Raw genomic sequence first — 22,794 nt, 5'->3', positions numbered from 1 at the left:
ACTAAAAATATAAGTCGACAAAGCATGCCAATAAAAGGAGGCTACGTAAACAAGATTCTCACAGTGAACCTAACCGATAAGACCATACGCGAAGATCCCATAGACCCCGCGGTGGCTGAAAAATACATAGGGGGGAAGGGCTACGCGCTGTACGTTTTCTACTACAAGTACCTCAAGGAGTACATGGCTAAAGGCATCGCGCCGAAAGACATAGACCCCCTAGGCCCCGAGAACGTCTTAGCGTTCACGACAGGCCCGATAACCGGGATCGCCGGGGTCCCCTCTCCGGGAAGGCACCACGTGATGGCTCTGCGCTCACCGCTTACGGGCTCTATAGCCAGTGCTAACAGCGGGGGAGAGTTCGGCGCCTACCTGAAGTTCGCGGGCTACGACATGATATTCATCGAGGGTGCATCCGAGAAGCCTGTATACATCGAGATCGTCGACGGACACGTGGAGATAAAGGACGCGTCCGACCTCTGGGGTAAAAACGTCTTCGATACCACCAGGGTGCTCAAGTCCAGGGTTAAGGGTAAAAACGTGAGCGTCGCGTGCATAGGCCCGGCAGGAGAGAACCTAGTGCTATTCGCGAACATAATGAACGACGACCACAGGGCTGCGGGGCGTACCGGAGTAGGAGCAGTAATGGGGAGCAAGAAGCTGAAGGCTATAGTCGTCTCGGGTGAGGGCAAGCCGCAGGTAGCGGACCCCGAGAGGTTCCGGGAGCTCTCCAAGAGCCTCATCGAGAGGATAAGGAAGAACCCGGTCACCGGCGGAGGGTTGCCCAAGTACGGTACGGCAGTCCTCGTGAACATAATCAACCAGGCGGGAATGCTTCCATACAAGAACTGGCAGTTCGGCTACAACCCAGAGGCTGACAAGATAAGCGGGGAGACGCTCGAGAAGACCTACCTAATCTCGAGGAGGCCGTGCTGGGGCTGCCAGATCGGGTGCGGTAGAGTAGTCAAGGTGCCCTCGGGACCCTTCCAGATACTGTACTCCGAGGGACCAGAGTACGAGTCCATCTGGGCTCTCGGAAACGCTACGGGAGTAATGGATCTCGCGGCGATAATCAAGGCTAACCACTACTGCGACGAGTTCGGGCTGGACACCATCAGCATGGGAAGCACAATTGCAGCCGCAATGGAGCTCTACGAAAAGGGCTACATACCGCAGGAGGATCTCCAGGGCCTAGACCTCAGGTTCGGAAACGCGGCGGCGCTCGTAGAAGCTGTCTGGAGGACTGCCTACAAGTCCGGCTTCGGAGCGAAGCTCGCGCTCGGTAGCAGGAGACTCGCCGAAATGTACGGCGCACCGGAACTCTCTATGAGCGTGAAAGGCCTCGAAATGCCGGCTTACGACCCGAGAGGAGCGAAGGGCATAGGACTCGAGTACGCCACCGCCAACAGGGGAGGTTGCCACGTCACTGGCTACACCATATCCCCGGAGATCCTTGGTATCCCGCAGAAAATCGACCCCTTAACGCCCGAAGGCAAGGCTCAGTGGGTTAAAGTCTTCCAGGACCTCACGAGCGTCGTTAACTCGGCGGTTAACTGCCTGTTCACGACCTTCGAGATAGGCGCGAAGGACTACGCCGACCTCTTCAACACGATCGCGGGATTCAACTTCACGGAGAAGGACGTGCTAACAATAGGTGAAAGGATCTACAACCTCGAGAGGTACATGATGTCGCTGTACGGCTTCTCTGCCAAGGACGACACGCTGCCCCCGCGCCTCCTCAAAGAGCCGATGCCCGAGGGGCCTGCTAAGGGACAGGTCGTCGAGCTCGACAAGATGCTGGAGGAGTACTACAAGATCAGAGGCTGGGTCAACGGAGTGCCAACCAAGGAGAAGCTGAAGGAGCTTGGAATCGAACCTTAAATTTTTTGTTTTTCTTTTACCCGGCTATCTCCAGGCTTTTCTCGAGCTCTTCCACCATGCTTTTACGCTTGCATTCGTCGCATATTCTGAGGCTTGAGACGACCTCTCGGGGTAAACCTTTCCGCGTCATTTTAGCCTCGAGCGACGCTACGAGCTTCTCGGGCGCTATTTCTCTACCGCACTTAGAGCAACGTGCCATCTCGGAGGACGAGAGAACAATGTGCTCGTGCCTCGACATTAGCGCTGGGTTAGCCGCCCTGTCTATCTCTACCGCGTCCTCTGGGCACACCTCTACGCATTCCCGGCATCCAATACACCTCCAGGGGTAGAAGCGTAGCTCGACCCTCCCGCTCGAAGCAACGGCGTTTAAGGCTTTCTCTGGGCAGTTCTTCGCGCAGGCGCCGCACAGAGTACAACTATCCTTTACCGATACGCGGAAAATCGGCAGGAACTCTAGGCTTAACCATTGGTTCACGTCTTCTCTCGAGACATGCGAGAACACCGCCGGCAGGGGACCCGGGGTAGGCTCCGCCGCCCGTTTCTCCGTGATGTTGTCCGCCTCTCTAACCATGCTTAGAAACGCGTCGCGCGCAGATACTCTTGGGCAACCGGAACACACGTTACTCGGGGCGTAGAGGAAAACGTCCATTCCCAAAGCCTTGGCATATAGGTACTCGTGAATCCTCAGGGAAGCTACGCAGGGGAGCTCTATCAGGAAGCCTCTCGGCGACGCTTCTCCAAAGTCCCCGTAGGCTAAGCGGCGGGTTTTGGGGCACACCACGAGGAGGGCTTCGCAACCCCCTCTTCGAGCACCCTTTATCAAGGTTCTAAGCTTCTCCGGAGGGATGTGAGGAGTGAACATCAAGCCGGAGGGACAGCTGGAGGTGCAAAGCCCGCACTCTACGCACCTGTCAGCGTCGGGTTTAGGCGGCTTGCCGCTCATCGCGTCGTAGGGGCACGAGGACAAGCACACATCGCAGTTTCTCAGGGTAAGGCACCTAGAGGAGTCTACCGCCGGGATGGAAGTGTAAGTGAGGAGCACGCCGAGCCCCGAGCTCAGTAGCTCCCGTCTAGATACACGCTTGGAGGCCTCGAACTTTACCTCGGGGGCTACGTCCTTGGTTTCCTCCAGGAATTTCCTCCATAGATCCACCACGGCATCAACGCTGAGCGAGGAGAGCAACGGATCCCTTTCCTCATCGACATACACGAGCCTGTACCACCTGGCACCCCTCACGCGTAGCTCCTCAACTATACCGGCCCACCTCTCCGTGCACGAGGAGTCGCCGAGAAGCACCACCCCCTCGCAGTCCTCCAGTATGCGCGCCAGCCTACCGGCAACGTCTCCTTCAAAGTCTCGGCACCTGACTACGCAGACGCTCATACGAGCCTCTAGTGTTCGAGGCGAAATCCTCTAGAAAAAAGTTTTTGAATCTTCGGAGAAATTCTCTACATGTGCGTGTACACGTGAAGTTCTTGCTTTTCGCTACGCTGAGAGACAAGTACGGGGTACCCGAGGTAAGCGTCGATTGCGATGGAAGCCTGCGTGGTTGCGTAGAGGAGGCTGCCAGGATCCTCGGAAGGGACTTCGTGGAGGAGGTTTTCGAGGGAGACGATTACAGGCGTGACAGGATAATACTGGTGAACGGGAGGCACATACAGTTCGTCCAGAGCACCCAGCTGAAAGACGGCGACGTGGTAGCAGTTTTTCCACCCATAGCGGGGGGCTAGCGCTTGGGCGACATCGAAGTCAGGTACAAGGTGTGGCTCGTAAAGGACGGTAAGCCTATTCTCGGCAAGGGGGGTGCGGAGCTATTAAAGGCTATCGAAGAGAAAGGGTCTCTCCACGCGGCGGCAGAGGCGCTGGGCTACTCCTATAGCTTCGCGTGGAGCTACCTGAAAAAGCTAGAGGAGAGAGCCGGCGTCACGCTAATCGAGCGCCGCAGAGGAGGGCAACGCCACGGCGGGATGGTCCTGACGGAGGAGGCGCGAAAACTCCTGAAGCTCTACCTCGAAGCCGAGAGGGTTGTCGGCGAGGCTCTTTCCCAAATTCAGGCGGATTGATCCTCAGAGGGATAGCCTTGAAGCTTTCTCGAATCTAAGCCCTGCAGGCGTGAACGAAGACCGACCATTGTGGAGTCGCCAGTATATGTTTTTCGTTAAAAATTTTTTATTTACATGCGCGAGTAAGACTTGTGAGCAAGGATCTCGTAGTGCTGGCGCTGGGAGGCAACGCTCTGCTAAGGACTGGGGAGAGAGGCACTTTTGAAGAACAGGTTAGAAACCTTCAGAGAGTTTCGGGACACATCGCCCGGCTGGCATCCAGGTACAAGCTTGTAATCACGCACGGGAACGGACCCCAAGTGGGAAACCTGTACCTCCAGCAAGAAGCCTTCAAGGAGGTGCCGGGCATGCCGCTACACGCCTGTGTCGCAATGACTCAGAGCCTCATAGGCTACATGGTTCAGCAGGCAGTCTCAAGCGTGGATCCATCCCTGAAGGTCGCCGTGTTGACGACTCGGGTGGAAGTCGACGCCGAGGACCCGGCGTTCAAGTCGCCCTCCAAGCCTATAGGGCCCTACTACCAGGAAAGCGAGGTTCCCCGTCTACTCGAGAAAGGGTGGACCTTGGTGAATGTTCCCGGTAAGGGCTGGAGGCGCGTTGTTCCGTCGCCGCGGCCTAAGAGAATCGTGGAGCTAGAGGTCGTGAAGAGGCTTGCAGGGGAAGTGGACATCGTAGTGGCGGTGGGGGGAGGGGGTATACCCGTCGTCAGGAGCGGCAAGGGGTACGAGGGGGTCGACGCAGTCATAGACAAGGACCTGGCATCGTCGCTACTAGCGCAGGAGCTAAACGCCGAGAAGTTCGTCATACTAACCGATGTTGAAGGTGTCTACTTAGACTACGGAACACCCTCACAGAGGCTGGTGGAAGAGCTCTGTGCGCGCGAAGCCCTCGAATTGGTGAACAAGGGGGTTTTCCCTAGGGGAAGCATGGGCCCAAAAGTAGAGGCGGCCGCGCTTTACGCGGCGAAAACGGGGAAAGTAGCCGTAATAGCTCACTTGGACAGGATGCTGGAGGCGGTTGAAGGAGGTTCCGGGACACGGGTTCTACCCTGCTAGCCGGGCAGGCCCAGATGCGCTTGCCACGGGGCGTGGGTGTAGATAACTTTATGTCTCCTATAGACGCTCTGAGCAGTGGGTGAGTTCGTGAAGATCAACGTACGCCTGGTAGCTTCTCTACTGCTACTGCTCGCCTTATTGGCTCCGGGTTTTTCCCGCGCGACCGGCGAAGCCGCTGTCACAGGCGTGTTTGTCACAGGCAAGGTGACTTACAGGATTACTGGGGGCTTCCTCCTGAAAAACGAGAACAACGTCTCCGTGAACGACTACGTATACGTGGCGCTTCCTCAGAACACAACTTTCCAGAAGAGCTACGTGGTCTCAATAAACCCGAAGCCCCTGCGGTTCGTGGTGGATGAGGACGGCAATACCTACGCCGTTGTGCTCGTTAGGGCGGAGCCCGGCCGCAAGTACTGGGTAAACGTGTCCTACGTAGTCGTGGTGTACAGCTACCAGATAGACGAGTCGGCGTCTAAAGGCGACTGGCCGCCACTAAGCTTCGTACGCAGGTATACCGTGTCGTCCGGCTACTGGAATGTCTATAACGTGACGCTGATTAGGCTGGCAAGGGAGGTTGCCTTCGCGCAGACCCCTCTCTCGACGGTGAAGAAGCTGGCGTCCTGGGTCGAGCAAGCGAACAGGGGGAACTACCGGGTCTCTTTCGGAAGAGCCGGGAGCGACCACGCAGTCACGTACGGGTATAGAGGCTACGCGATCACCGGGGACTGCGTCGAGGTAGCGGACGTCTTCGTGACGATGGCTAGGATTCTCGGGGTACCCGCCAGGACGGCGTTCGGAATCCTCCTAACGGACAGTGAGCGCATGTGGCTCAACTTCTCCACCATAGAGGCCGAGGGCGAGAACATCTTGACGCACTGGGGTGGGCATATGTGGCCGCAGGTCTACGTGGAGCCATATGGGTGGATAGACGTTGACATGCTCGACGGCATGGCGCCTAACGTTGGAGTATACAGTGCGAGGCACATACTGTTTGGGGTAGAGGAGACGAAGTACTACGGTTCCTCCCTCTCCAGTAGCGCGATACCAAGCTACCTAACGCTGGAGTACGTTGAGTACTACTTCGGGAGGGGTGACTAGGATGGAGCGGCGTGCACAGGCACTGCTCTTCCTCTGCCTGCTCCTATTCCTGGCCTTCGGAGAGCCAGTGATCACGCAGCCAAGGTACTGGATCGCGCTTAACTTCCGCCTAACTTTCAACGCCGACGGAACAGTTCGCGTCGACGAGAAACTACACCCGTTCACCGTTGACGGCAGGAGCCTTTTGAACGACCCAGAGGTAGCACAAGACATGAATAGGTCTCTCTCCCAGATGGTGAATTACGCTCTCCTCATGTTTTCCGATAACCCTAGGCTTCTGACGTACAGGGTTGTCAAGTACATGGAGAAGAGCTACGGCGAAACAGTACTGTGCGACGTCACCGGTACAGGGAGAATGGAGAGGTTTACGGGCGCGTACATAGTATCAATCGTTATCTGGCTCAACACTAGTAACTACGTGAGAAGCCTCAACGACTCTCTCTACGAGGTCAAAGTTCGGGACAGCTTCACGAGTACGGATCCGAGGAGCTGGATAGACGTGCTCGAGGTAGTTTTCAACGGGACAAGGCTCTACGGGTACAGGTGGGAGCCGCCGTACGCTCACGGCCCAGAGCGGCTAGGCGGAGGTCTCCTCTGGGTGAACCACAACGAACAGGAAGCCCCAGACTTCTACGTTTTCCAGCTGGAAATCCCGGGCCTGCGGAAAGTCGGTGAACCTCCGGAGGTCAAAGCGGTCATAGAGGACGCCGTGATACTTGCCGACGGGCTCCACGTAACCGTTAAGAACGTTGGCTCGACGAGCGGCTACGTCTACATACGCGTACTGTCCCAGCCGGAGCAGGCGAGGAAAGTCTACCTTTTCGTGGGCGAGAAGCTGGACGTCGTTTTCCCATCGGTCAGGAACGCCCCCGTAGAAGTCGAGCTGTACTCGGGTGACTCGATACTCGACAGGGCTAGGGCTACGCGCCTAGAGATAGCTCAGCCCCCTCTCTGGAGCCCCCACTTGCTCCTAGTAGTCACTATACCCATCTTCATAGCCGCTATACTCGCAGTATTCTTGGCGAGAAGGGCCTCGAGGGAAGCCAGAGAAAAACAAACTGTTATGGGCGAAGGGTTAAGCGGTGTGGCTTGAGGTTCCAACGTCCTTGACGAGTATGTACGGCGTCCTGGTGGGGGTCTCGACTTCCCACCAGTACATGTCGTAGGTTTCCTTCCCTAGCGCCACTATGTTCTCGAGTATCCTGGGGAAGCTGTCCGCTATTCTGAGCTTCTTCGCGGCTCCCACTATTTCGCCGTTCCTGACTATCAGTATCGCGTCCCTGAGTATCGTCGAGAACGTACCCTCTATGTAGTTCTGTAGTCTGGTGTACCAGTTGTTTGTAACCACGAGACCCTCCTTCATCTCCGCCAGTAGCTCCTCGAATGTATAGTCTCCTGGGTGAACGTTGATGTTCCAGACCCGCGGGAACACCAACCCCGCGTTGCCGGTGGTTTTACCTCCTAGCTTCGAGGCAGTCTTCGAGTTATGGAGAACATTCCTCAACACTCCTTTCTCGATTACCGGCTTCGTGTACGTCCTTATACCCTCGTCGTCGAACGACGTCGACCCCGGCAACTCGGCGAGCCTCGGAGCATCCTCTACAGTCAGTAGCTCCGAGGAAACCTTCTCTCCGGGCTTCCTGTTCATGAAGATAGAGAACCCCATCATTATCGACGAAGCAGTGGCCATCTCGACGATGTAGTTCAGGAAGTTCCCGGCGACCATGGGGGACAGGAGTACATTTGTTCTCCCAGGTGGGTAGTCTTCCTGCCTCCTGGACTGGTAGGCTAGATGCGAAGCTGTCTCAGCCACCTTTTCGACGTCGCTGATCGAGAGTCTGCGGGAGCCGAGAGACCACTGGCCGGACCCCTCGCCCGCGAAGGAGCGGATGTAGGTCTTCACGTACGTCGAGTCCTCGGAGAAGGAAGCTCCCTTGCTGTTTACGAGAGCCTTTACCTCGTAGGTTAGCTGTAGCATGCCGGCAAAGCTGTCGACCTTGTACCTATTGGCGGCCTCGACCACAGCCTCCGATACGTGCGCCGGGTCTTCTATCGCCTCAACGATCCTTTTGTCGACGAGCCCCGGGAGAGGCTCGTGCTTCTCTGGCTCTGGTAGAGGGGCGTAGAGCATAGACGGGGGTAGCCTCTCCTGCATCTGGTGCAGCGAGTCTATAACCCTATATATTTCCTCCAGTGAATGCGTCGGGGCGGACGTCCCGAGTATCTTCCCGCCCTTCGCGAGGTATATGTCCGCCGCGTGGTCTGTCCAGTTTTGAGTCACGCTCGGCTCGCCGTTCGCGAACTTCACCATCACGCTCTCTCTCCTGTAGAGGAGCACCGCTACCTCTTCGAAGCCCGCTCTCAGGGCGTAGTTCTTTATCTTTTCTCCAATTTCGATCAGGCTCTCAGCCATTACCCAATCACCCTCAGCTTAATGTTCCTTACACGTACATTTGGACCGCCGAACCACACGGGTACTCCCTGCATGGGCTCACCTTTACCGCACGTACCGGCGTAGAACTCCAGGTTCCTGTCGGCGGCGTCCACGCTCGAGTAGAACGTCTTGGTTGTTAGCTCAAGCACGGGGTTTCTCACGAGCCCCTTCAGCTCTCCGTTCTCGATGAGGTAGGCTTCAAGCCCGCCGTAGCGCTGACTCCACCTTTCGTCGTCGATATTCCATTCCATGTAGCTCTTAATATATACGCCGTACTTCACGTCTTCGAGTAGCTCCTCGAATGTGTAGTCGCCCGGCTTAAAGTACGTGTTAGCCATTCTGACTATGGGTTCTCCCTCGTGGTTCATCGCTCTCGCAGCCGCGTTGCTGTGCGTGCCGAAGAGCTTCGCCGTCCACCTGTTGTGTAGAAACTCGTTTATTACGCCGTTCTTGTAGAGGTACCGCGGTCTCGCGGGAACTCCTTCGTCGTCGTAGAGGTAGAAGCCGTTGCTACCCGGAATCGTTGGGTCGTCGATTACGGTTGCGTACTCGCTGCCTATTCTCTCGCCCAGCATGTTCGGCTTGATGAAGCTTTTACCGGCCTGAGCCGCCTCCCTGCCCATAATCCTATCGGCCTCGCTGGGGTGGCCGCAGCTCTCGTGGACCATGAGCCCGACGATCTCGCTTCCAACTATGACGTCGACGGGCCTGTCGACGGGCGGGCTTTTAGCCTCGAGAAGTATCTTCTCAAAGGTCTTCACGTCCTCCGGCAGGTACTCGTGCACCTTCCACGCATCCACCAGCTCGTAGCCGCCCGACGCCGCGTGCGAGAAGAACCTCTGTATCGTCCCCTTGCTTGGCAAGGTTACGACCACGTTGTAGCCGAGGGATACCCTGGGCACCCTGCTCTTCACGTAAGCTCCGTCGCTGTTGACTACTATCTTCTCTTCAACGCTCTCCCCGTAGAAGGAGGTGAGAGTGGCTACCCTTGCCGTCGAGATAGCACCGCTTACAAGCTTCCACAGCTCCTGGTGGTACCGGGTCTTTTCCTGAAAGTCCACGTCGCGCGGGCTCTTTTTCTCCACGGCCTCGTAGGTAACTCTTCCCAAACGCTCATCGCTGAACTCAATAGGCCTTTTCTGTAGCTTGGCGTGCGCCTTAGCCTTTTTATAAGCCTTTTCGACTGCGCCGGTAACGCCTTCAGGCGTGAGCACACTGGTGGAGGCAAAACCTAGCGAACCGTCGACAATCACTCTTATGGCTATGCCTTGGCTGAACGACTTCTCAACGCCTATCACTTCCCCGTTCCTGGACGATAAGCCGCTCCGCGCTATGAGGTGGTAGCGGGCTTCCACGTAGCTTGCACCTAAGGCTTCACCGTGAGAAACCGCTTTCACGACAAGGTCTTCGTACTGCCAGCTCATCCTGTTCGCCTTAAATACCTAGGGAAAAGAATTTATCCTTTTTGCGTGGCGCGCGCTACTCATAAGCCTAAGGCAAGGGGGCTGGGAAGCTAGAAAGGGCGGATCGCCCTACGGCGCCACCCTCTTCTGCGAGTATGCGAAAAGGACTTAAAGCTTCGAGCGCATCGCTTCGGGGTATGAAGCTGGTATTCATAGGTCCACCGGGGGTGGGGAAGGGTACCTACGCTAAAGCAGTCTCGGAGACGTTCGGCATACCTCACATATCCACGGGAGACATCTTCAGAGAGGAAGTAAAGAAAGGGACGGAGCTGGGGAAAAGGGTGAAAGAGTACCTAGACAGAGGGCTTCTCGTACCCGACGACCTCGTAATAGAGGTTGTACGGCACAGACTCCTCCAGGAGGACTGCAGGAGGGGGTACATCCTGGACGGCTTCCCGAGAACAATCGTCCAGGCAGAAGCTCTAGAGAGGTTTTCGCCGCCCGACTGGGCATTGCTTTTCCACGCCGAGGACAGCGTAATCCTCGAAAGGCTCAGCGGGAGGAGAATCTGCGCGCGGTGCGGGGCGATATACCACGTTAAGTACATGCCTCCGAAGATCCCGGGGATATGCGACAAGTGCGGGGGTCCGCTGGTGCAACGCCGCGACGACACACCGGAGGTCATATCCGAGCGCCTAAAGGTGTACCGAGAGCAGTTCACGCCCATAATCGCATACTACGAGGGTAGAGGGAAGCTTGTAAGGATAGAGGCTAACGAGCAGGCAGACGTGGTGGTGCCGCGCGTTATCGCCGCGTTGAAGAAGCTCTATAACCTTTCTTAGCCTTCCTTCACGGCGCGCTTCAAGTCCCCTGCAACCTTGTACAGGACTAGTAGGGCTACGAAACCCGAAGCTGCGACAAGCTGGAAGGAAGCGAACGCCGAAGTACTTTTCCTAACCTGTAGCCACACATAAACCGCTATTGCTGCTAGCGAGTAAAGGGGAAGGTACACCTTCAAAAGGTAAGCGGTGCCCGCTCTTTCTCCGTACGCGAGTATGGAGAAGAGATCCCTAGCTACGAGCACCGTGAATAGCTCTGCTAGAAGCACCGGGAGAGGAAAGTCCAGTACCGCTGCGACGGATAGCGAGACACAGTAAATACTTGCTACAACGTTCACGGCGGAAGCGTTACCCGTCAAGAGCGACGCCGAGAAAACCATTGCAAGCGCGGATAGAAAGATCGTGGCGACGGCGTTGCCCGCCGAAAGGCTCTCCGCAAGTAGTAGCGCGAAAACAACGAGCGCCCCCAAGTATGACTCGAGCCTCATCAGCTCATCCCCCACCGCTTAAAAGCTTAGTTCTCGGAGATCCTCTGCTCAAAACCCTCGGAAGACCGTACTCCCAGGCATCGCTCAGCAATTTCAACGGCTCGAGCTTATCCTTTTCGCAGTGCTCGGCTACGGAGTTGAAAGGGTTGATCGCTACTAGTCGCACGACGTAGCCGCTCCTCTCGGCTTCCCCGAGGATCTCGAATGCGGCTTTCTCGGTAAACGTTGACACTATGAAGACGAGCGACCTGCTCTTCGCCAGGAACGGAGCAACGCGGCTAAACACCTCGGAGTAATCCACCAGGGTTTTTGTCTCCAGACTTTTGACGTCGGCTAGGGAGTGGAGAATCCTCAAAAAGTGCCTTTTACCGAACCCCGGCTTTACCCAGTCCCTATAGTGTCCTACCACCAGTAGCGACACCCTGTTACCCCTGCGGGTCAAGTAGTAGGCAAGGCTTCCCGTGTACTCGACCATCTTGTCAACGAGCACCTCTGTGAGTGCCCGGCCCAGCAACCTACTCGAGGGAACGTCGAGCACGATGAGGCACTCAGCGGACCTCTCCCCCAGGTAAACGTTAACCATAGGCCTACCTGTCTTGGCGGTAGCCTTCCAGTTGATCCTCCTGAGCCCGCTACCCCGCGCCTCGCCCACTTCCATAAACTCGAAACCTTCACCCGGAGCATTCGACATAGCCTCTCCCGGGAGAAGCGTTGTACGAGCGGCGGGCATAGGTATGTAGTCGATCCTACGTATCTTCGGGAAAAACGTCAGCCTTTCCGCCCCATACTCCTTCACTTTTACACGCGTAAACAGGAAGGGGTCGAGGGAGTAGACTTCCAGGGGTCCTAGGTCGTAGTGGCCCCTTCTATCCGCCGTCACGTAGTACGTAAACCTCTTTTCCTGGTGAGGCTTCAAGACGCTCAGCATTACCGTGTCACCGCCCACTAGGCGGAGCCCTTCGCCCAGCTTTTCCCGTACTTCGAGCACCACGCTCCGGTTCGAGACGTTCCGGACCGAAATCTCTACGCGCACAGTGTCTCCCGCTACAAAGTTCGACCTGGGCACAACTCTCTCTGCTACAATGTGCTTTTCCGAGGGGTGAACGTAGAGAAGCGAGGCAAACAGAGGTAGCAGGAGTGGCACGGAAAAGAGGGCCACGAACCACCTCTGTGCTAGGACTGCTACCAGGAGGGTCGCCGCGCTACCCGCAATGGTGGCAACAGCCTTAACTGTCAACGCGACGCACCGACGCTCCTCGGCACTTCTACCTCGTCTAAAACGCGCCTCACGATATCCTCCGGAGACACTCCTCGCACAAGCGACTCCGTCCTCAAGACGATCCTGTGGGCGAGCACTTCGACTGCAACCTCCTTGACGTCATCGGGTAGAACGAAGTCTCTCCCCCTGATAAACGCTAACGCACGGCTAGCTTTCATCAAGGCCTCGGTGCCCCGCGGGCTCACGCCCACCTCGACGTCCCTGACGCTCCTGGTAGCCCTGCAGATCTCGGCTATGTAGGAGAGAACGGCGTCGTCCACGTAAACCTCTTCGACCTTCCTTATCATGCTTAGCACGTCGCTCTTCGAGAGCACCTTCTCTATGGATGGCTTATCGGTGCCCCTCTGGAGGCGCCTCCTCAGTATCAGGATTTCCTCCTCCTTGCTCGGGTACCCCATCCTCACCTTTAGCATAAACCTGTCCATCTGGGCTTCGGGTAAAGGGTACGTACCCTCGAACTCTATGGGGTTGAGCGTCGCGATGACCATGAAGGGTTCTTCGAGTGCAAACGTTACTCCGTCAACGGTCACTTGCCTCTCCTGCATAGCCTCTAGAAGGGCGCTCTGAGTCTTCGGGGGAGCCCTATTAATCTCGTCTGCCAGCAGGATATTGGTAAATATTGGACCGCGCCGAAACCTGAACGTCGAGCTGTGCATGTCGTAGACATGGCTACCCGTTATGTCGGACGGCAAGAGGTCCGGCGTGAACTGCACTCTCTTAAACTCTAGGTCGAGGGCCTTCGCAAAGGAGGATGCAAGCAGAGTCTTAGCCATCCCGGGAAAATCCTCTATCAGCACGTGCCCCCCGGAAAGGAGGGCCACGAGCAATCTTTCCACGACTCTCCTCTTGCCTACAACGGCTTTCTCAACCTCGGAGAAAACTCTCTCAAACGTAGCTTTGATAGTCTCGTCCATCCTCGTCAACCTCCGTAGTCCCCACGCTCTGAAAAACCTTTCTCCATAGCTTCTCTGGGTCTACGCTTTTCCCGGAGCTCACCTCCGACGCGACCCTATCGAGAAGACTTTCCTCGTTTTCTCCCTCCTCTCTCTCCTCGATGCGCAGCTTTAAAGGCATCGCGTGCAGAGCTCTAAGCGTGAGCCAGGCAGAGAACACTACGAGAAGAACCCAGACGAAGTTTTCTAATTCCCTGTAGTAGAAGCTTGCCGCGAGAACGGCAAGGAAGGTTGAAGAGAAAAGTGCTAGGAGTAGGTTGCGAGCCTTGATTCCTCATCACCTCTCCGCAGAATCTATGGCAGAGAGTATCTCGCGTAGCGACCTAACGGCGTTCTCCCGGTCTCTCTCCGTTAACGGGCGTCTACTGTAAAGCGCGAGCTCGAAAAGCTCTGTCAGCTTTTCCAAGGGTCTAGCGGGGATGAACGGCATCGTGTCTGAAAGGAAGCGCATTATCTCTCGAGCAGTCCAGGACTTCTCCAGCCTCGCCCCCTTCTCGTTTACAGCGTTGCATAACGAGTTGTACAGCCTTACTATCTCCAGTCTTACATCGCCCTCCGGGTAATCCTCGATCCTCGTCAACGACGCTTTAAGCTCTTCCTTAACGAGAATCTGGGGCGCGCCCAGTGCCTCCTTTCTTTCTCCGAGGGCTTCGCGGTATGCTAGAAGAAGGGATAAAGCAACGAGAACCGCGAACCCCAGAAGTACCAGCGGTAAAGGCGCAAAAACGCCGACAAGACTACCGCCGACGCTTGTGCCGGTACTGCTAGCCAGCGGAGCCGTTAGGTTTCCGGGAAGCGCGCTGACAGGTTCCGAAATGTTCGATTGAACACCGGTACCTATATTCATGAGCCCCCTCTCCTCCCTGTTCCTTTCAAGAATTACAGCCAGGAGAACGGGGAGCATTGCGAGAAATATTAGCCCCAAGGTACTTATCCTGGGCGTATAGTCCTTGTCCCTCGCGGGGCGACGCCTAAAGATCTCCAGGATTATCTCCAAGATCTCCCTCCTATTACGGGCTACTTCGTAGCCGAGAAGAACAAGGAAGACCACAGCGATCCACGTGAAAACGTTCTCCATGTTCATGCTTGGAAACGAGTAACCGGTAACCCCGTAGCTGGCGACAACTAAAGCAGCAACGACATATGCCGCCGCGAGAGCAACGTATACGGCTCTCATCTACTTCGCGCTTATCTCCTTACGCCCAGAATTTTAATCTTAGCACAACGCTAACCCTCTAGGAGGCTTAGAATAGTGTCTACGTCGTTTTTCTCCAGTAGTTTCGATAAGCTGTCTATGCCCCTCGGGGAGGGGTCGACGCGGGGAACTCTCAGCAGTGTCAACTTCTCCCCGAACGAGTCGTAGAACTTTTTGAAGTAGAGGTTTTCCTCGGCGGAGCCTGACACCATGTTTACAAACAGCATCTTTACGGGAATCCCGAACTCTAGTAACTCTCTGTACACCCTGGTAGCGACGTAGTAGTCCACCGGGAGGCTACGGGAAACGAGAGAGGCTACATGGTGGCTTCCTCTAAGGAAGTCTAACACCTTCTGGGCGAGCTCCCGCCAGGACTCTATGAGCTTCAAGGGGTCCTCGGACCCCGTTCTAATCCTGTCGATGACACCCTTTACTCTCAGGTAGAGCTTCACGGCTTCCCCTAGGTGGTCGTAGAACTCTTTCTCTATCCGGAGCATCCTCAACCCCCCGCCCGTAGCCATGGTGTCCCATACGAGGACATCGAAGTCCTCGTTCCTGTAGAGCTCGTAGATGTAGTAGAGCGTGAACTCCTCGACTATACCGGGGGCACCGGCCACGTAGTCTATTATCTCCCTGCCCACGGGGAAAATGCTCGACGCGACCCTGTAGACCTCCTCCCCGAACCTCTCTTTCCACATTTCGATAACTTTCTCCTCGAAGAGCTGGTCTACCACGAGGTTCTCGGAAAGCTCCAAGGGCTCCCGGGAAAGCTCCACGCCTAGAACGTCCTGCAACGAGGGCACAAAGTCGGAGGACAAGAGGTACGTCCTGTAACCCATCTTCGAAAGCGAGACTGCAACAGCCGAGGAAAGAGTAGTCTTCCCGACACCCCCCTTACCCCAAAAGCTTACCAGCTTCTTAGGCACGCGCATCACCGTTAGGCTCTCACCGGTTACTTGCCTCCAGCCTTAAAAGGTACTTCTTAGCCTCGACCCCAAAAGCGTAACCACCGACGCCTTTCGATGCTACCACCCTGTGGCAGGGTATGACTAGGAGTATCCTATTCTCTGAGAGCACTCTCCCAACGGCTCTCGGGCTCGATCCAACCCTCGCGGCGAGCTCTCCGTACGTAATGGTGGATCCGTAGGGGATCCTCAAAACCTCCTCGAAGACCTTTTTCCTCAAGGCTGATCCTCTAATCAGAGGTCTAAACGAGAAGCTTTTCCTCCTCCCGGAAAAGTACTCCTCGATCTCCCTCCTCAACCTCTCCGCGAACTCTCCGCGAGTAACGCCTGAGAGCAGGAGCGGTCTATGCAGGTAGAGTACAACGTTCCCCCTGACGATGCCGCAAAGCTCCCCTATAGGCGTGGAAAAACACGAAGCTTCAATATTCACCACTACTCTCACCTAGGAGCGTTGCTTCTCTTCTCTTTCCCGAAGTATACCTTTACGACGTCGCCGATCACCCTTACCTCGTACTGCGAGCTCAGAGCCCGGACGGCTTCGCTCACCTCGTCTCGCGTGAAGCCCTGCTCCAAGAGGCTCGAGATAAACGCCCTCCCAACGCCGTTAAACTGGTCTCTCAGCGCGGATTCAAGCATTTTCTTCATGCACTCTTCAACGCTTTTCCCGGGCGCGCGCGGAGCACTCCGCTCGTAAGCCACGTGCTAGTACCAAGCAATGTCTGAGCAAAAAGGCTTTCGCGCGTCGCGGCAAAGTTTATTTCTCTTTCGATTTTTAAGGCTTCGGGATGTCTAGCCGCGCTATCGCCGAGGTAGTCTTGGAGGGTAAGGCTTCGCAGGGCCGAAAGGTGTCGGTCATCATACCGTCGTACAGGGGGTCTGAGAGGTTAGTCAGGCTTGTGAAGAGGGTGGCGAGCCTCCCCTACGAGGACAAGGAAGTAGTAGTCGTTGTGGATGAGCCTCTGAGGGAGGTGGCCGAGGAACTAAGGAGGATCGGCGGGGTGAAGCTCATCCTAAGGCCTAAGAGGGGCGGCAAGGTTAGCGCGCTGAACGAGGCGCTTAGAGAGTCTAGCGGCGAGGTCGTAATATTCCTGGACGACGACGTATACGTGGAGGACGACCGCTTCATCGAGAAGGTTTTGAAGGCTATGGAGGGCTACGACATAGCCGACATCAAGAAAGTTATAGTCGACACGGGGGGTATTCTCTCGAAGCTCGTCTACATCGAGTACGCATCCTACAACTTTGCAAGTAAGCTGATGGCGAGGGCCGCTAGGAGAACAGTCGCCGTCAACGGGGCGGCGTTCGCCGTCAGGAGAAAAGCGCTGGACGAGATAGGGTACTTCCGCCCATCGATATCCGAGGACTTCGACATAGCCCTGAGGTCGTTTAAAGCTAAGCATAACTTTACGTACATCGAGAACACCTACGTACTCAACTATCCTCCGAGCGATTTTAGGAAGTGGTTTAAGCAACGCAAAAGGTGGGCAATAGGCCTCGCCGCCTGGCTGGAAGAGAACTTCGCGGACGCGCTTAAAACGCTTCTCAGAATGCCGCACGCCGTGATCCCCGGGCTCCTGCTGGCTCTACCGTCGCTTTCGAGCGCTTTGATAACGTTCGTCCTCAGCAACCACGTCTACGAGAAGACGGCTTACCTCTTCATGCTCACGTTGTCGTCCCTAGTAGCCCAGGCGCTTCCATTCGCCTCGATCCTGCTTCTGAACATCCAGCTCATATACCTCGTAAAGGCGGGAGCAATCCTCACAGCGTTCTTCGTGTTCCTATTCTGGCAGTTCGCGGCATCACGCGCCGTGAAGATGAAGTCATACCTGTACCTATACCCTGTCTACTTCTTCGTTTACCAGCCACTCTGGCTTACGATACTCTTAGCCGGCTTCATTCGAGTTATAGTCCTTAGAAGGAAGAGCGTCGAAGACTGGGTTGTCTAAGCACCAATTGGAACTTTCGACAGCAGTTGAAGCCTTCTTCGACAAAGCTTTTATACCACACGTAACTACACCCCCCACGGGCGCTTGACGTATGACGATTGTAATACGCTCTGCGAACAGAACCTTCCTGTCGCCGTCGCCACTATCATCGATAGACAAGTACCTCCACGCGGCGGCCAACATAATTTCCTTCAACCCGCTCATAGCTCCCGCATTCGAGGTTAGAGGAGGCGCGCTCGAGCTCCAGCTTCACGAAAGAGTCACCTACGCGGTTACGGGGGACGCAACCGTGCTAGCGGACGGGGAACAGGCCGAGACGTGGAGAGCGGGGGTCGCCCAAAGATCCCTCGAAGTGAAGGCTACGGGTACAGCCTACGTATCGATAAAAGGGCTTCAAGTGTCCAGCGTTGAGCCCGCGCAGGTTAGGCCGGGGCTATCGCTAGCGGCTGTAAACCCTGACAGCGTGCCCCCCAAAGTTTTGCAGGCCGTGAAGATTCCGGCTGGCCTCAAGTACCCGCAGAACGACTGGCTAGAGTCGGTCTCTAGGTTGCAGCGCCACGTAGCGCTAGTCGCGGACGCCGTGCAGAGGGGCGCCGAACTCGTCAAGGTGAAGGTGGGGGGAAGCGAGTACGAAGTCTGGGTTCTAGAACTCGAATGAACTTCCCGGCTGGTCCCTATGGACAGGTTTAGCGAGCTAGTCGAGAAGAGAAGACTCACGGAAGTGCCTCCGGAGGACTTCGCGAAGAAGATCCACGAGCAGGGAAGGCTGACAGCGCACGAGAGGCTTGAAAGGTTGCTCGACAAGGGCTCCTTCGTACCGATTGCCCGCTTCATCCAGCACAGGGCTACAGGCTTCGGGATGGAGTCCAGGAAGGTGTTCGGGGACGGAGTCGTAGCGGGCCTTGGAAGCATCGACGGCAGGAGAGTGGCGGTCTACGCCCAGGACTTCTCGTTCATGGGGGGCTCTGTTGGCGAGATGCACGCATACAAGATCGCGAGAACCATAGAGACTGCCTTAAAGCTTGGAATACCCGTGATAGGCTTAAACGATAGCGGGGGCGCCCGGATACAGGAGGGCGTCGACTCGCTGAAGGGTTACGGGGAGATATTCTACAGGAACGTGATGGCCAGCGGGGTAATCCCGCAGATCGTGGCAATCATGGGCCCAGCCGCCGGGGGCGCCGTGTACTCCCCAGCCCTTGCCGACTTCATAGTCATGACGAAGAAATCCTACATGTTCATAACCGGACCCAAGGTCGTGAAGGCGTCCATAGGCGAAGACGTCACTTTCGAGGAGCTCGGGGGCGCCGAGATTCACGCGACGAAGAGCGGTGTAGCGCACTTCCTGGCGGAAGACGACGACCACGCCATCAGGATAATCAAGGCGTTGCTGAGCTACCTTCCGAGCAACAACACCGAAGACCCTCCGTACGCGGAAACGGGCGACGACCCATTCAGGGAGGACTCCGAGCTCGACGGGCTTGTCCCGGAGGACCCCGTGAAACCTTACGACGTTAAAGAGGTGATAAACAGGGTCTTCGATAAAGGCTCGTTCCTGGAGGTACACGCGCACTTCGCCACGAATGCCGTAGTAGGTTTCGCCAGGCTCGGAGGCTTCCCGGTGTGCGTAGTCGCGAACCAGCCGGCAGTCTCCGCCGGTTGCCTAGACATAGACTCCTCGGACAAGATAGCGAGGTTCGTGACTTTCTGCGACTCTTTCAACTTCCCGATAATCACCTTCGTCGACGTGCCGGGCTTCCTACCGGGCACGTACCAGGAACACGGGGGAGTCATAAGGCACGGAGCGAAGATCATCTACGCCTACGCCGACGCCACGACCCCGAAGATCACCGTCATCCTGAGGAAAGCGTACGGAGGGGCCTACATAGCCATGGGTAGCAAGCACCTCGGAGCGGACTATGTCCTCGCATGGCCAACCGCGGAGATAGCCGTCATGGGGCCCAGGGAGGCGATAGAGATCATATACAAGAGGGAGCTGGAGAAGGCAGCGAACCCCGAGGAGCTGGCGAAGGAATTCGAGGAAAAGTACAGGAAGGAGATCACGACGCCGTACTTCGCGGCTTCGAGGGGCTACGTGGACGACATAGTGTTCCCCCGGGAGACTCGCTCCTACATCTACAAGGCTCTCATGTTCCTGAGGGATAAGCGGGAGAAGCACCCGAGGCCTCCGAGGAAACACGGAGTACCGCCCGTATAGCGGGTGCGCCTCGATGGAGCCTTCAAGGAGGGCTGTCGTCCTCGCCGCCGTCATAGTATACCTGAATACCAGGAGGGGCAAAGCGAGGAGGCAAGCGCTCCGAGAGTCGACGGTAAGGGGTTCTTGGAGGCTTGCCGCCTTAGCGGATATCCTGGAGAGCGACGTAGCCGCGTGGTAGGTGGTAGGAGTTGAAGAAGAGGTTTCTCGTAATCGTGGAGGGCGAGGCATACGAGGTGGAGGTAGAGGTACCGGAGGGCGAGACCCCCCTCGGAACAGTACTCTCCGTGCTCCAGACAAGCCTCGTCAAAAAGGTCGAAGCACAGCCCCAGTCGAAGGAGTACGTGGTGGCCCCCATAACCGGGAGGGTCAGCAGGATACTCGTAAAGGAGGGTCAAAGGGTCGAGAAAGGGACTACTATAGCCACGATGGAGGCTATGAAGACTTTGATAGAGGTAAAGTCGAGCATGAACGGCGTGGTAAAAGAAGTGCTCGTAGCTGAGGGCGAAGTCGTAAAGCAGGGAGCCCCGATAGCCAGGATAGCGCCCCGCGAATAAGCGCCTTCTCGTCCGGAGAGATCCGCGCTGGGTTTATTACACTGTACACAATTAATCTTCTGAGGGTCATGGGCAGCGTTAATTTCCGAGGGGTGAGCATAACCCGCCTCGGGCACGCCGCCTTCAGGATTACGGATGGAAAAGTCGTTGTCTACATAGATCCCTTCCAGGTGCCAAGCTCCCCCCGGGACGCCGACATAGTGGTATGCACGCACGACCACTACGACCACTGTAGCCCGGACGATATAAGGAAGGTAGCCAAGCAGACCACCGTCGTTGTCGCCAGCGTGAACTGCGCCGCGAAGGTTAAGGGGCTGGGATACGAGTACAAGCTCCTCAACCCCGGGGACAGGGTCGCCGTGAAGGGAGTCGAGATAGAGGCTGTGCCGGCATACAACGTAGGCAAGAGGTTCCACCCCAAGGACTACAAGGGGATAGGGGTCCTCGTAAGGCTAGGAGACGTCGTAGTCTACCACGCGGGCGACACCGACTTTATACCGGAGATGGCGTCGCTGAAGGGCAAGGTCAGCGTAGCCCTACTCCCGGTTAGCGGGACCTACGTCATGGACGCCGACGAGGCTGTGAAAGCCGCGGAGACAATATCCCCCGAGCTAGCCATACCGATGCACTACGGGGCTATAGTGGGCTCCGAGAGCGACGCCAGGAGGTTTGCCGAGAAGCTCCAAGGCAAAGTCAGGGTGGAGGTGGTATAGCCGAGCCAGGGAAGCCAGTGTGATGGAAAAGTACCCCTTTCTTTCTCCCAGCGGCAGGAGGGGGTACGTCAGGTCGTTCTCCGACTACATAGAAGTGGAGTACGAGGGCGAACCCTCCTCCCTCTACCTGTGGTCGCAGGGTAGCGGCTCTCTCTACAGGGGTAGCACGGGCTTCTTTAAAAGCGTCTACGAGCCTCCCCTAGCCGAGAAGGGGTGGAGCACCGAAGCCCCCGTTGAAGACCGGGTGGCCGAGGTCGCGCGGAGGCATGGCGAGAAGCTTAAGGGTAAGCACGTAATGGCTGACCTCAGCGGCGGGAAGGACAGCACGGCTAACCTCTACCTACTCACAAAGCTCCAGGAAATCGTGGGCTTCAAGGTAACGGCAGTCTACGTGCACATGCCGTACCTCGAGCCCGTGGAGAACATAGCCTTCGCGGAGAAAGTAGCGTCAAGACTGGGAGTCGACCTGAGAATAGTCGAGCCGGACAGGAGGAAGCTGGAGTTCTACCTGCTGAGGGAGGGGCTCCCGAAGCGCGGCGACAGGTGGTGCACGTACCTGAAGACTCGCGCCCTAAGAGAGGCGAAGAAGGAGATAGGGGCCGAGGTTGAGGCTAAAGCCGAGAGGGCGCTCGAGGCCGGGAAGCGCTACGAAAGGCTCAGCGGCCTCGCTAAGAGAAAAGTGTACTTCAACGGGGGAGTGGTAAACCTCGTCCATGACCTCTCCGCGGCGGAAGTCGCGGGAATAGTTAGGCGCGCCGGCCTCGTACACCCCCACTACCTTCAAGGGTTACCCCGCGTGAGCTGTAGGTTCTGCCCGTACAGAGGGCTCTACGAGCTCGAGGTCTCCTCGAAGCACGAAGTCGAGGACGAGGGTCTCGTGGAGTGGGTCATGGCGAGGACCTATAGGAACTACTACTCGAGCGTTACGCCGCTAGAAACGTTCCTAGAGCTACACTTGTGGCGCTACACCCCCTCCGTGGCTAGGCTCCGCGTGCTGGAAGCGGGCTACGTCGACCCAGACTCGAAAATCTCGCTGAGCGAAGCAAGGAAAATGTTCTCGTGGATATGGGTGGGCAAGGCGTGACGCGCGGGGTATGGGTGGAGGCATTGGCGCGCCTAATCTTAGAGCTCGAAGGGTTCTCCGTAGAGCAAACCCGCCTGAGGCTTGAGAGGAACGGCGTAAGCCTAGCGGAGGTAGACATCCTCGCTAGGAAGAACGGCGAGGCGTACGCCGTTGAGGTGAAGTCCGGGAGGGTCTCTGTTACAGACGTAAGGCAGGTATACGCGAACGCCGCGCTCCTCGGAGCCAAGCCGCTCCTCATCGCGAGAGGCTTCTCCGATGAAGCCGCAAAAGCTACGGCCGAAGAGCTGGGCGTAAAGGTGCTACTCATACCCGACTACGTCTACTTCGTCGACACAGAGGAGCTCCTACGCCTAGTGGAGGAAGCAGTAGCGCTGACGTTGGAAAAACTGCTCTCTGTAAGCCCGGCGAACCTGTCCCCACCGGAGGTAGAAGTCGTGAAAGCAATCGCCTCTTCAAGCTCATTCGAGGAAGCTGCGAGGAGGCTCGGCGTGTCCACGGATGCGCTCGGGAAAGCCGTAGAAGCGCTCAGAGAGAAGGGGGCAATAACTCTCCACTCGCCCTTCAGGCTTCTACGGCTTCAGTGCAAGCTCCTCCTACTCTCGCTATAAAGAGCACAACGCCTAAA

General features: G+C 56.7%; 26 protein-coding genes. 15 read left to right on the top strand and 11 right to left on the bottom strand.

Translation table 11 applies throughout. The annotated features are described in order from the left end of the window. Positions 1–24 precede the first annotated feature (24 nt). Positions 25–1,881, top strand: a complete 1,857-nt coding sequence (locus TPEN_RS00875) for an aldehyde ferredoxin oxidoreductase family protein (protein WP_011751851.1) — start codon at positions 25–27, stop codon at positions 1,879–1,881. A 16-nt stretch (positions 1,882–1,897) separates the two neighbouring features. On the opposite strand, the gene TPEN_RS00870 is transcribed toward TPEN_RS00875, so the two are convergent. Continuing rightward, complete coding sequence (locus tag TPEN_RS00870; RefSeq protein ID WP_011751850.1) at positions 1,898–3,265, bottom strand: 4Fe-4S dicluster domain-containing protein; 1,368 nt, start codon at positions 3,263–3,265, stop codon at positions 1,898–1,900. Between the two features lie 83 nt (positions 3,266–3,348). On the opposite strand from TPEN_RS00870, the gene TPEN_RS00865 reads away from it, so the two are divergent. The 5 genes from TPEN_RS00865 to TPEN_RS00845 all read left to right on the top strand — a co-directional run bounded on the left by TPEN_RS00865 (position 3,349) and on the right by TPEN_RS00845 (position 7,191). Then, on the top strand, positions 3,349–3,612 hold the full coding sequence (locus TPEN_RS00865; RefSeq protein WP_245534171.1) for a MoaD family protein: 264 nt from the start codon (positions 3,349–3,351) through the stop codon (positions 3,610–3,612). 3 nt (positions 3,613–3,615) lie between these two features. After that, a complete protein-coding gene (locus tag TPEN_RS00860) occupies positions 3,616–3,945 on the top strand; it encodes a winged helix-turn-helix domain-containing protein (RefSeq protein ID WP_011751848.1) in 330 nt (109 codons plus the stop codon). A gap of 131 nt (positions 3,946–4,076) precedes the next feature. Next, positions 4,077–5,000 (top strand): carbamate kinase, encoded by a 924-nt coding sequence (arcC, locus tag TPEN_RS00855; RefSeq protein WP_011751847.1) that lies wholly within the window; start codon positions 4,077–4,079, stop codon positions 4,998–5,000. A 75-nt stretch (positions 5,001–5,075) separates the two neighbouring features. Next, a complete protein-coding gene (locus tag TPEN_RS00850) occupies positions 5,076–6,098 on the top strand; it encodes a transglutaminase-like domain-containing protein (protein WP_011751846.1) in 1,023 nt (340 codons plus the stop codon). A 1-nt stretch (position 6,099) separates the two neighbouring features. Beyond that, positions 6,100–7,191, top strand: coding sequence for a hypothetical protein (locus tag TPEN_RS00845; RefSeq protein ID WP_011751845.1), 1,092 nt, complete (start codon positions 6,100–6,102; stop codon positions 7,189–7,191). Here TPEN_RS00845 and TPEN_RS00840 read toward each other — a convergent pair. Both TPEN_RS00840 and TPEN_RS00835 read right to left on the bottom strand, forming a co-directional pair. Next, positions 7,174–8,511 carry a TldD/PmbA family protein gene (locus tag TPEN_RS00840; RefSeq protein WP_011751844.1) on the bottom strand — a complete coding sequence of 446 codons (1,338 nt, stop codon included), beginning with the start codon at positions 8,509–8,511 and terminating at the stop codon, positions 7,174–7,176. The genes TPEN_RS00845 and TPEN_RS00840 overlap by 18 nt on opposite strands. Continuing rightward, positions 8,511–9,956 (bottom strand): TldD/PmbA family protein, encoded by a 1,446-nt coding sequence (locus TPEN_RS00835; RefSeq protein ID WP_011751843.1) that lies wholly within the window; start codon positions 9,954–9,956, stop codon positions 8,511–8,513. The genes TPEN_RS00840 and TPEN_RS00835 overlap by 1 nt, the downstream gene beginning before the upstream one ends. 176 nt (positions 9,957–10,132) lie before the next feature. On the opposite strand from TPEN_RS00835, the gene TPEN_RS00830 reads away from it, so the two are divergent. Beyond that, positions 10,133–10,777, top strand: a complete 645-nt coding sequence (locus TPEN_RS00830; protein WP_052884983.1) for an adenylate kinase — start codon at positions 10,133–10,135, stop codon at positions 10,775–10,777. On the opposite strand, the gene TPEN_RS00825 is transcribed toward TPEN_RS00830, so the two are convergent. From TPEN_RS00825 to TPEN_RS00790, 8 genes are all read right to left on the bottom strand, one after another. Next, positions 10,774–11,262, bottom strand: a complete 489-nt coding sequence (locus tag TPEN_RS00825; RefSeq protein ID WP_011751841.1) for a hypothetical protein — start codon at positions 11,260–11,262, stop codon at positions 10,774–10,776. The two genes, TPEN_RS00830 and TPEN_RS00825, sit on opposite strands and share 4 nt — an antisense overlap. A gap of 4 nt (positions 11,263–11,266) precedes the next feature. Continuing rightward, complete coding sequence (locus TPEN_RS00820; protein ID WP_011751840.1) at positions 11,267–12,499, bottom strand: DUF58 domain-containing protein; 1,233 nt, start codon at positions 12,497–12,499, stop codon at positions 11,267–11,269. Further along, complete coding sequence (locus tag TPEN_RS00815; protein ID WP_011751839.1) at positions 12,496–13,455, bottom strand: AAA family ATPase; 960 nt, start codon at positions 13,453–13,455, stop codon at positions 12,496–12,498. The genes TPEN_RS00820 and TPEN_RS00815 overlap by 4 nt, the downstream gene beginning before the upstream one ends. Continuing rightward, entirely contained in the window at positions 13,427–13,654 is a 228-nt protein-coding gene (locus TPEN_RS00810; RefSeq protein WP_011751838.1) for a hypothetical protein, read from the bottom strand. Before TPEN_RS00810 ends, TPEN_RS00815 begins: the two co-directional genes overlap by 29 nt. Before the next feature lie 117 nt (positions 13,655–13,771). Then, on the bottom strand, positions 13,772–14,671 hold the full coding sequence (locus TPEN_RS00805) for a DUF4129 domain-containing protein (protein WP_011751837.1): 900 nt from the start codon (positions 14,669–14,671) through the stop codon (positions 13,772–13,774). Positions 14,672–14,721: 50 nt separating this feature from the next. Further along, the gene (locus TPEN_RS00800; protein WP_187146337.1) at positions 14,722–15,615 is read right to left on the bottom strand and encodes an ArsA family ATPase; all 894 of its coding nucleotides are present in this window, start codon (positions 15,613–15,615) and stop codon (positions 14,722–14,724) included. Between the two features lie 19 nt (positions 15,616–15,634). Then, complete coding sequence (locus TPEN_RS00795) at positions 15,635–16,087, bottom strand: methylated-DNA--[protein]-cysteine S-methyltransferase (protein ID WP_011751835.1); 453 nt, start codon at positions 16,085–16,087, stop codon at positions 15,635–15,637. A 5-nt stretch (positions 16,088–16,092) separates the two neighbouring features. Further along, a complete protein-coding gene (locus TPEN_RS00790; RefSeq protein WP_011751834.1) occupies positions 16,093–16,353 on the bottom strand; it encodes a hypothetical protein in 261 nt (86 codons plus the stop codon). Positions 16,354–16,439: 86 nt separating this feature from the next. Between TPEN_RS00790 and TPEN_RS00785 the strand changes: the two genes are divergently transcribed. From TPEN_RS00785 to TPEN_RS00755, 8 genes are all read left to right on the top strand, one after another. Continuing rightward, positions 16,440–17,600, top strand: a complete 1,161-nt coding sequence (locus TPEN_RS00785; protein ID WP_011751833.1) for a glycosyltransferase family 2 protein — start codon at positions 16,440–16,442, stop codon at positions 17,598–17,600. 91 nt (positions 17,601–17,691) lie between these two features. Next, complete coding sequence (locus TPEN_RS00780) at positions 17,692–18,258, top strand: hypothetical protein (protein WP_011751832.1); 567 nt, start codon at positions 17,692–17,694, stop codon at positions 18,256–18,258. A gap of 18 nt (positions 18,259–18,276) precedes the next feature. Next, positions 18,277–19,818: an acyl-CoA carboxylase subunit beta gene (locus TPEN_RS00775; RefSeq protein WP_011751831.1), complete on the top strand. Its 1,542-nt coding sequence runs from the start codon at positions 18,277–18,279 to the stop codon at positions 19,816–19,818. Between the two features lie 13 nt (positions 19,819–19,831). Continuing rightward, positions 19,832–19,996: a hypothetical protein gene (locus TPEN_RS09915; RefSeq protein WP_187146336.1), complete on the top strand. Its 165-nt coding sequence runs from the start codon at positions 19,832–19,834 to the stop codon at positions 19,994–19,996. Between the two features lie 10 nt (positions 19,997–20,006). Next, positions 20,007–20,372 (top strand): acyl-CoA carboxylase biotin carboxyl carrier protein subunit, encoded by a 366-nt coding sequence (locus TPEN_RS00770; protein WP_052884980.1) that lies wholly within the window; start codon positions 20,007–20,009, stop codon positions 20,370–20,372. Between the two features lie 68 nt (positions 20,373–20,440). Next, positions 20,441–21,085: an MBL fold metallo-hydrolase gene (locus tag TPEN_RS00765; protein ID WP_011751829.1), complete on the top strand. Its 645-nt coding sequence runs from the start codon at positions 20,441–20,443 to the stop codon at positions 21,083–21,085. Between the two features lie 22 nt (positions 21,086–21,107). After that, positions 21,108–22,169, top strand: a complete 1,062-nt coding sequence (locus tag TPEN_RS00760; RefSeq protein WP_011751828.1) for a phosphoadenosine phosphosulfate reductase family protein — start codon at positions 21,108–21,110, stop codon at positions 22,167–22,169. Then, positions 22,166–22,777 (top strand): restriction endonuclease, encoded by a 612-nt coding sequence (locus TPEN_RS00755; RefSeq protein WP_011751827.1) that lies wholly within the window; start codon positions 22,166–22,168, stop codon positions 22,775–22,777. Before TPEN_RS00760 ends, TPEN_RS00755 begins: the two co-directional genes overlap by 4 nt. The last annotated feature ends 17 nt before the right edge of the window (positions 22,778–22,794 follow it).

Origin of the sequence: Thermofilum pendens Hrk 5 (genome assembly GCF_000015225.1) — an archaeon.
Classification (GTDB): domain Archaea; phylum Thermoproteota; class Thermoprotei; order Thermofilales; family Thermofilaceae; genus Thermofilum; species Thermofilum pendens.
This window is presented reverse-complemented; position numbering and strand designations above follow the sequence as displayed.

Excerpts from the sequence above, each read along its gene's own strand:
- TPEN_RS00785 (WP_011751833.1), top strand. The coding sequence starts at position 16,440 with ATGTCTAGCCGCGCTATCGCCGAGGTAGTCTTGGAGGGTAAGGCTTCG.
- TPEN_RS00835 (WP_011751843.1), bottom strand. The coding sequence starts at position 9,956 with ATGAGCTGGCAGTACGAAGACCTTGTCGTGAAAGCGGTTTCTCACGGT.
- TPEN_RS00845 (WP_011751845.1), top strand. The coding sequence starts at position 6,100 with ATGGAGCGGCGTGCACAGGCACTGCTCTTCCTCTGCCTGCTCCTATTC.
- TPEN_RS00870 (WP_011751850.1), bottom strand. The coding sequence starts at position 3,265 with ATGAGCGTCTGCGTAGTCAGGTGCCGAGACTTTGAAGGAGACGTTGCC.
- TPEN_RS00765 (WP_011751829.1), top strand. The coding sequence starts at position 20,441 with ATGGGCAGCGTTAATTTCCGAGGGGTGAGCATAACCCGCCTCGGGCAC.
- TPEN_RS00805 (WP_011751837.1), bottom strand. The coding sequence starts at position 14,671 with ATGAGAGCCGTATACGTTGCTCTCGCGGCGGCATATGTCGTTGCTGCT.
- TPEN_RS00840 (WP_011751844.1), bottom strand. The coding sequence starts at position 8,511 with ATGGCTGAGAGCCTGATCGAAATTGGAGAAAAGATAAAGAACTACGCC.
- TPEN_RS00830 (WP_052884983.1), top strand. The coding sequence starts at position 10,133 with ATGAAGCTGGTATTCATAGGTCCACCGGGGGTGGGGAAGGGTACCTAC.
- TPEN_RS00815 (WP_011751839.1), bottom strand. The coding sequence starts at position 13,455 with ATGGACGAGACTATCAAAGCTACGTTTGAGAGAGTTTTCTCCGAGGTT.
- TPEN_RS09915 (WP_187146336.1), top strand. The coding sequence starts at position 19,832 with ATGGAGCCTTCAAGGAGGGCTGTCGTCCTCGCCGCCGTCATAGTATAC.
- TPEN_RS00775 (WP_011751831.1), top strand. The coding sequence starts at position 18,277 with ATGGACAGGTTTAGCGAGCTAGTCGAGAAGAGAAGACTCACGGAAGTG.
- TPEN_RS00760 (WP_011751828.1), top strand. The coding sequence starts at position 21,108 with ATGGAAAAGTACCCCTTTCTTTCTCCCAGCGGCAGGAGGGGGTACGTC.
- TPEN_RS00780 (WP_011751832.1), top strand. The coding sequence starts at position 17,692 with ATGACGATTGTAATACGCTCTGCGAACAGAACCTTCCTGTCGCCGTCG.
- TPEN_RS00875 (WP_011751851.1), top strand. The coding sequence starts at position 25 with ATGCCAATAAAAGGAGGCTACGTAAACAAGATTCTCACAGTGAACCTA.
- TPEN_RS00825 (WP_011751841.1), bottom strand. The coding sequence starts at position 11,262 with ATGAGGCTCGAGTCATACTTGGGGGCGCTCGTTGTTTTCGCGCTACTA.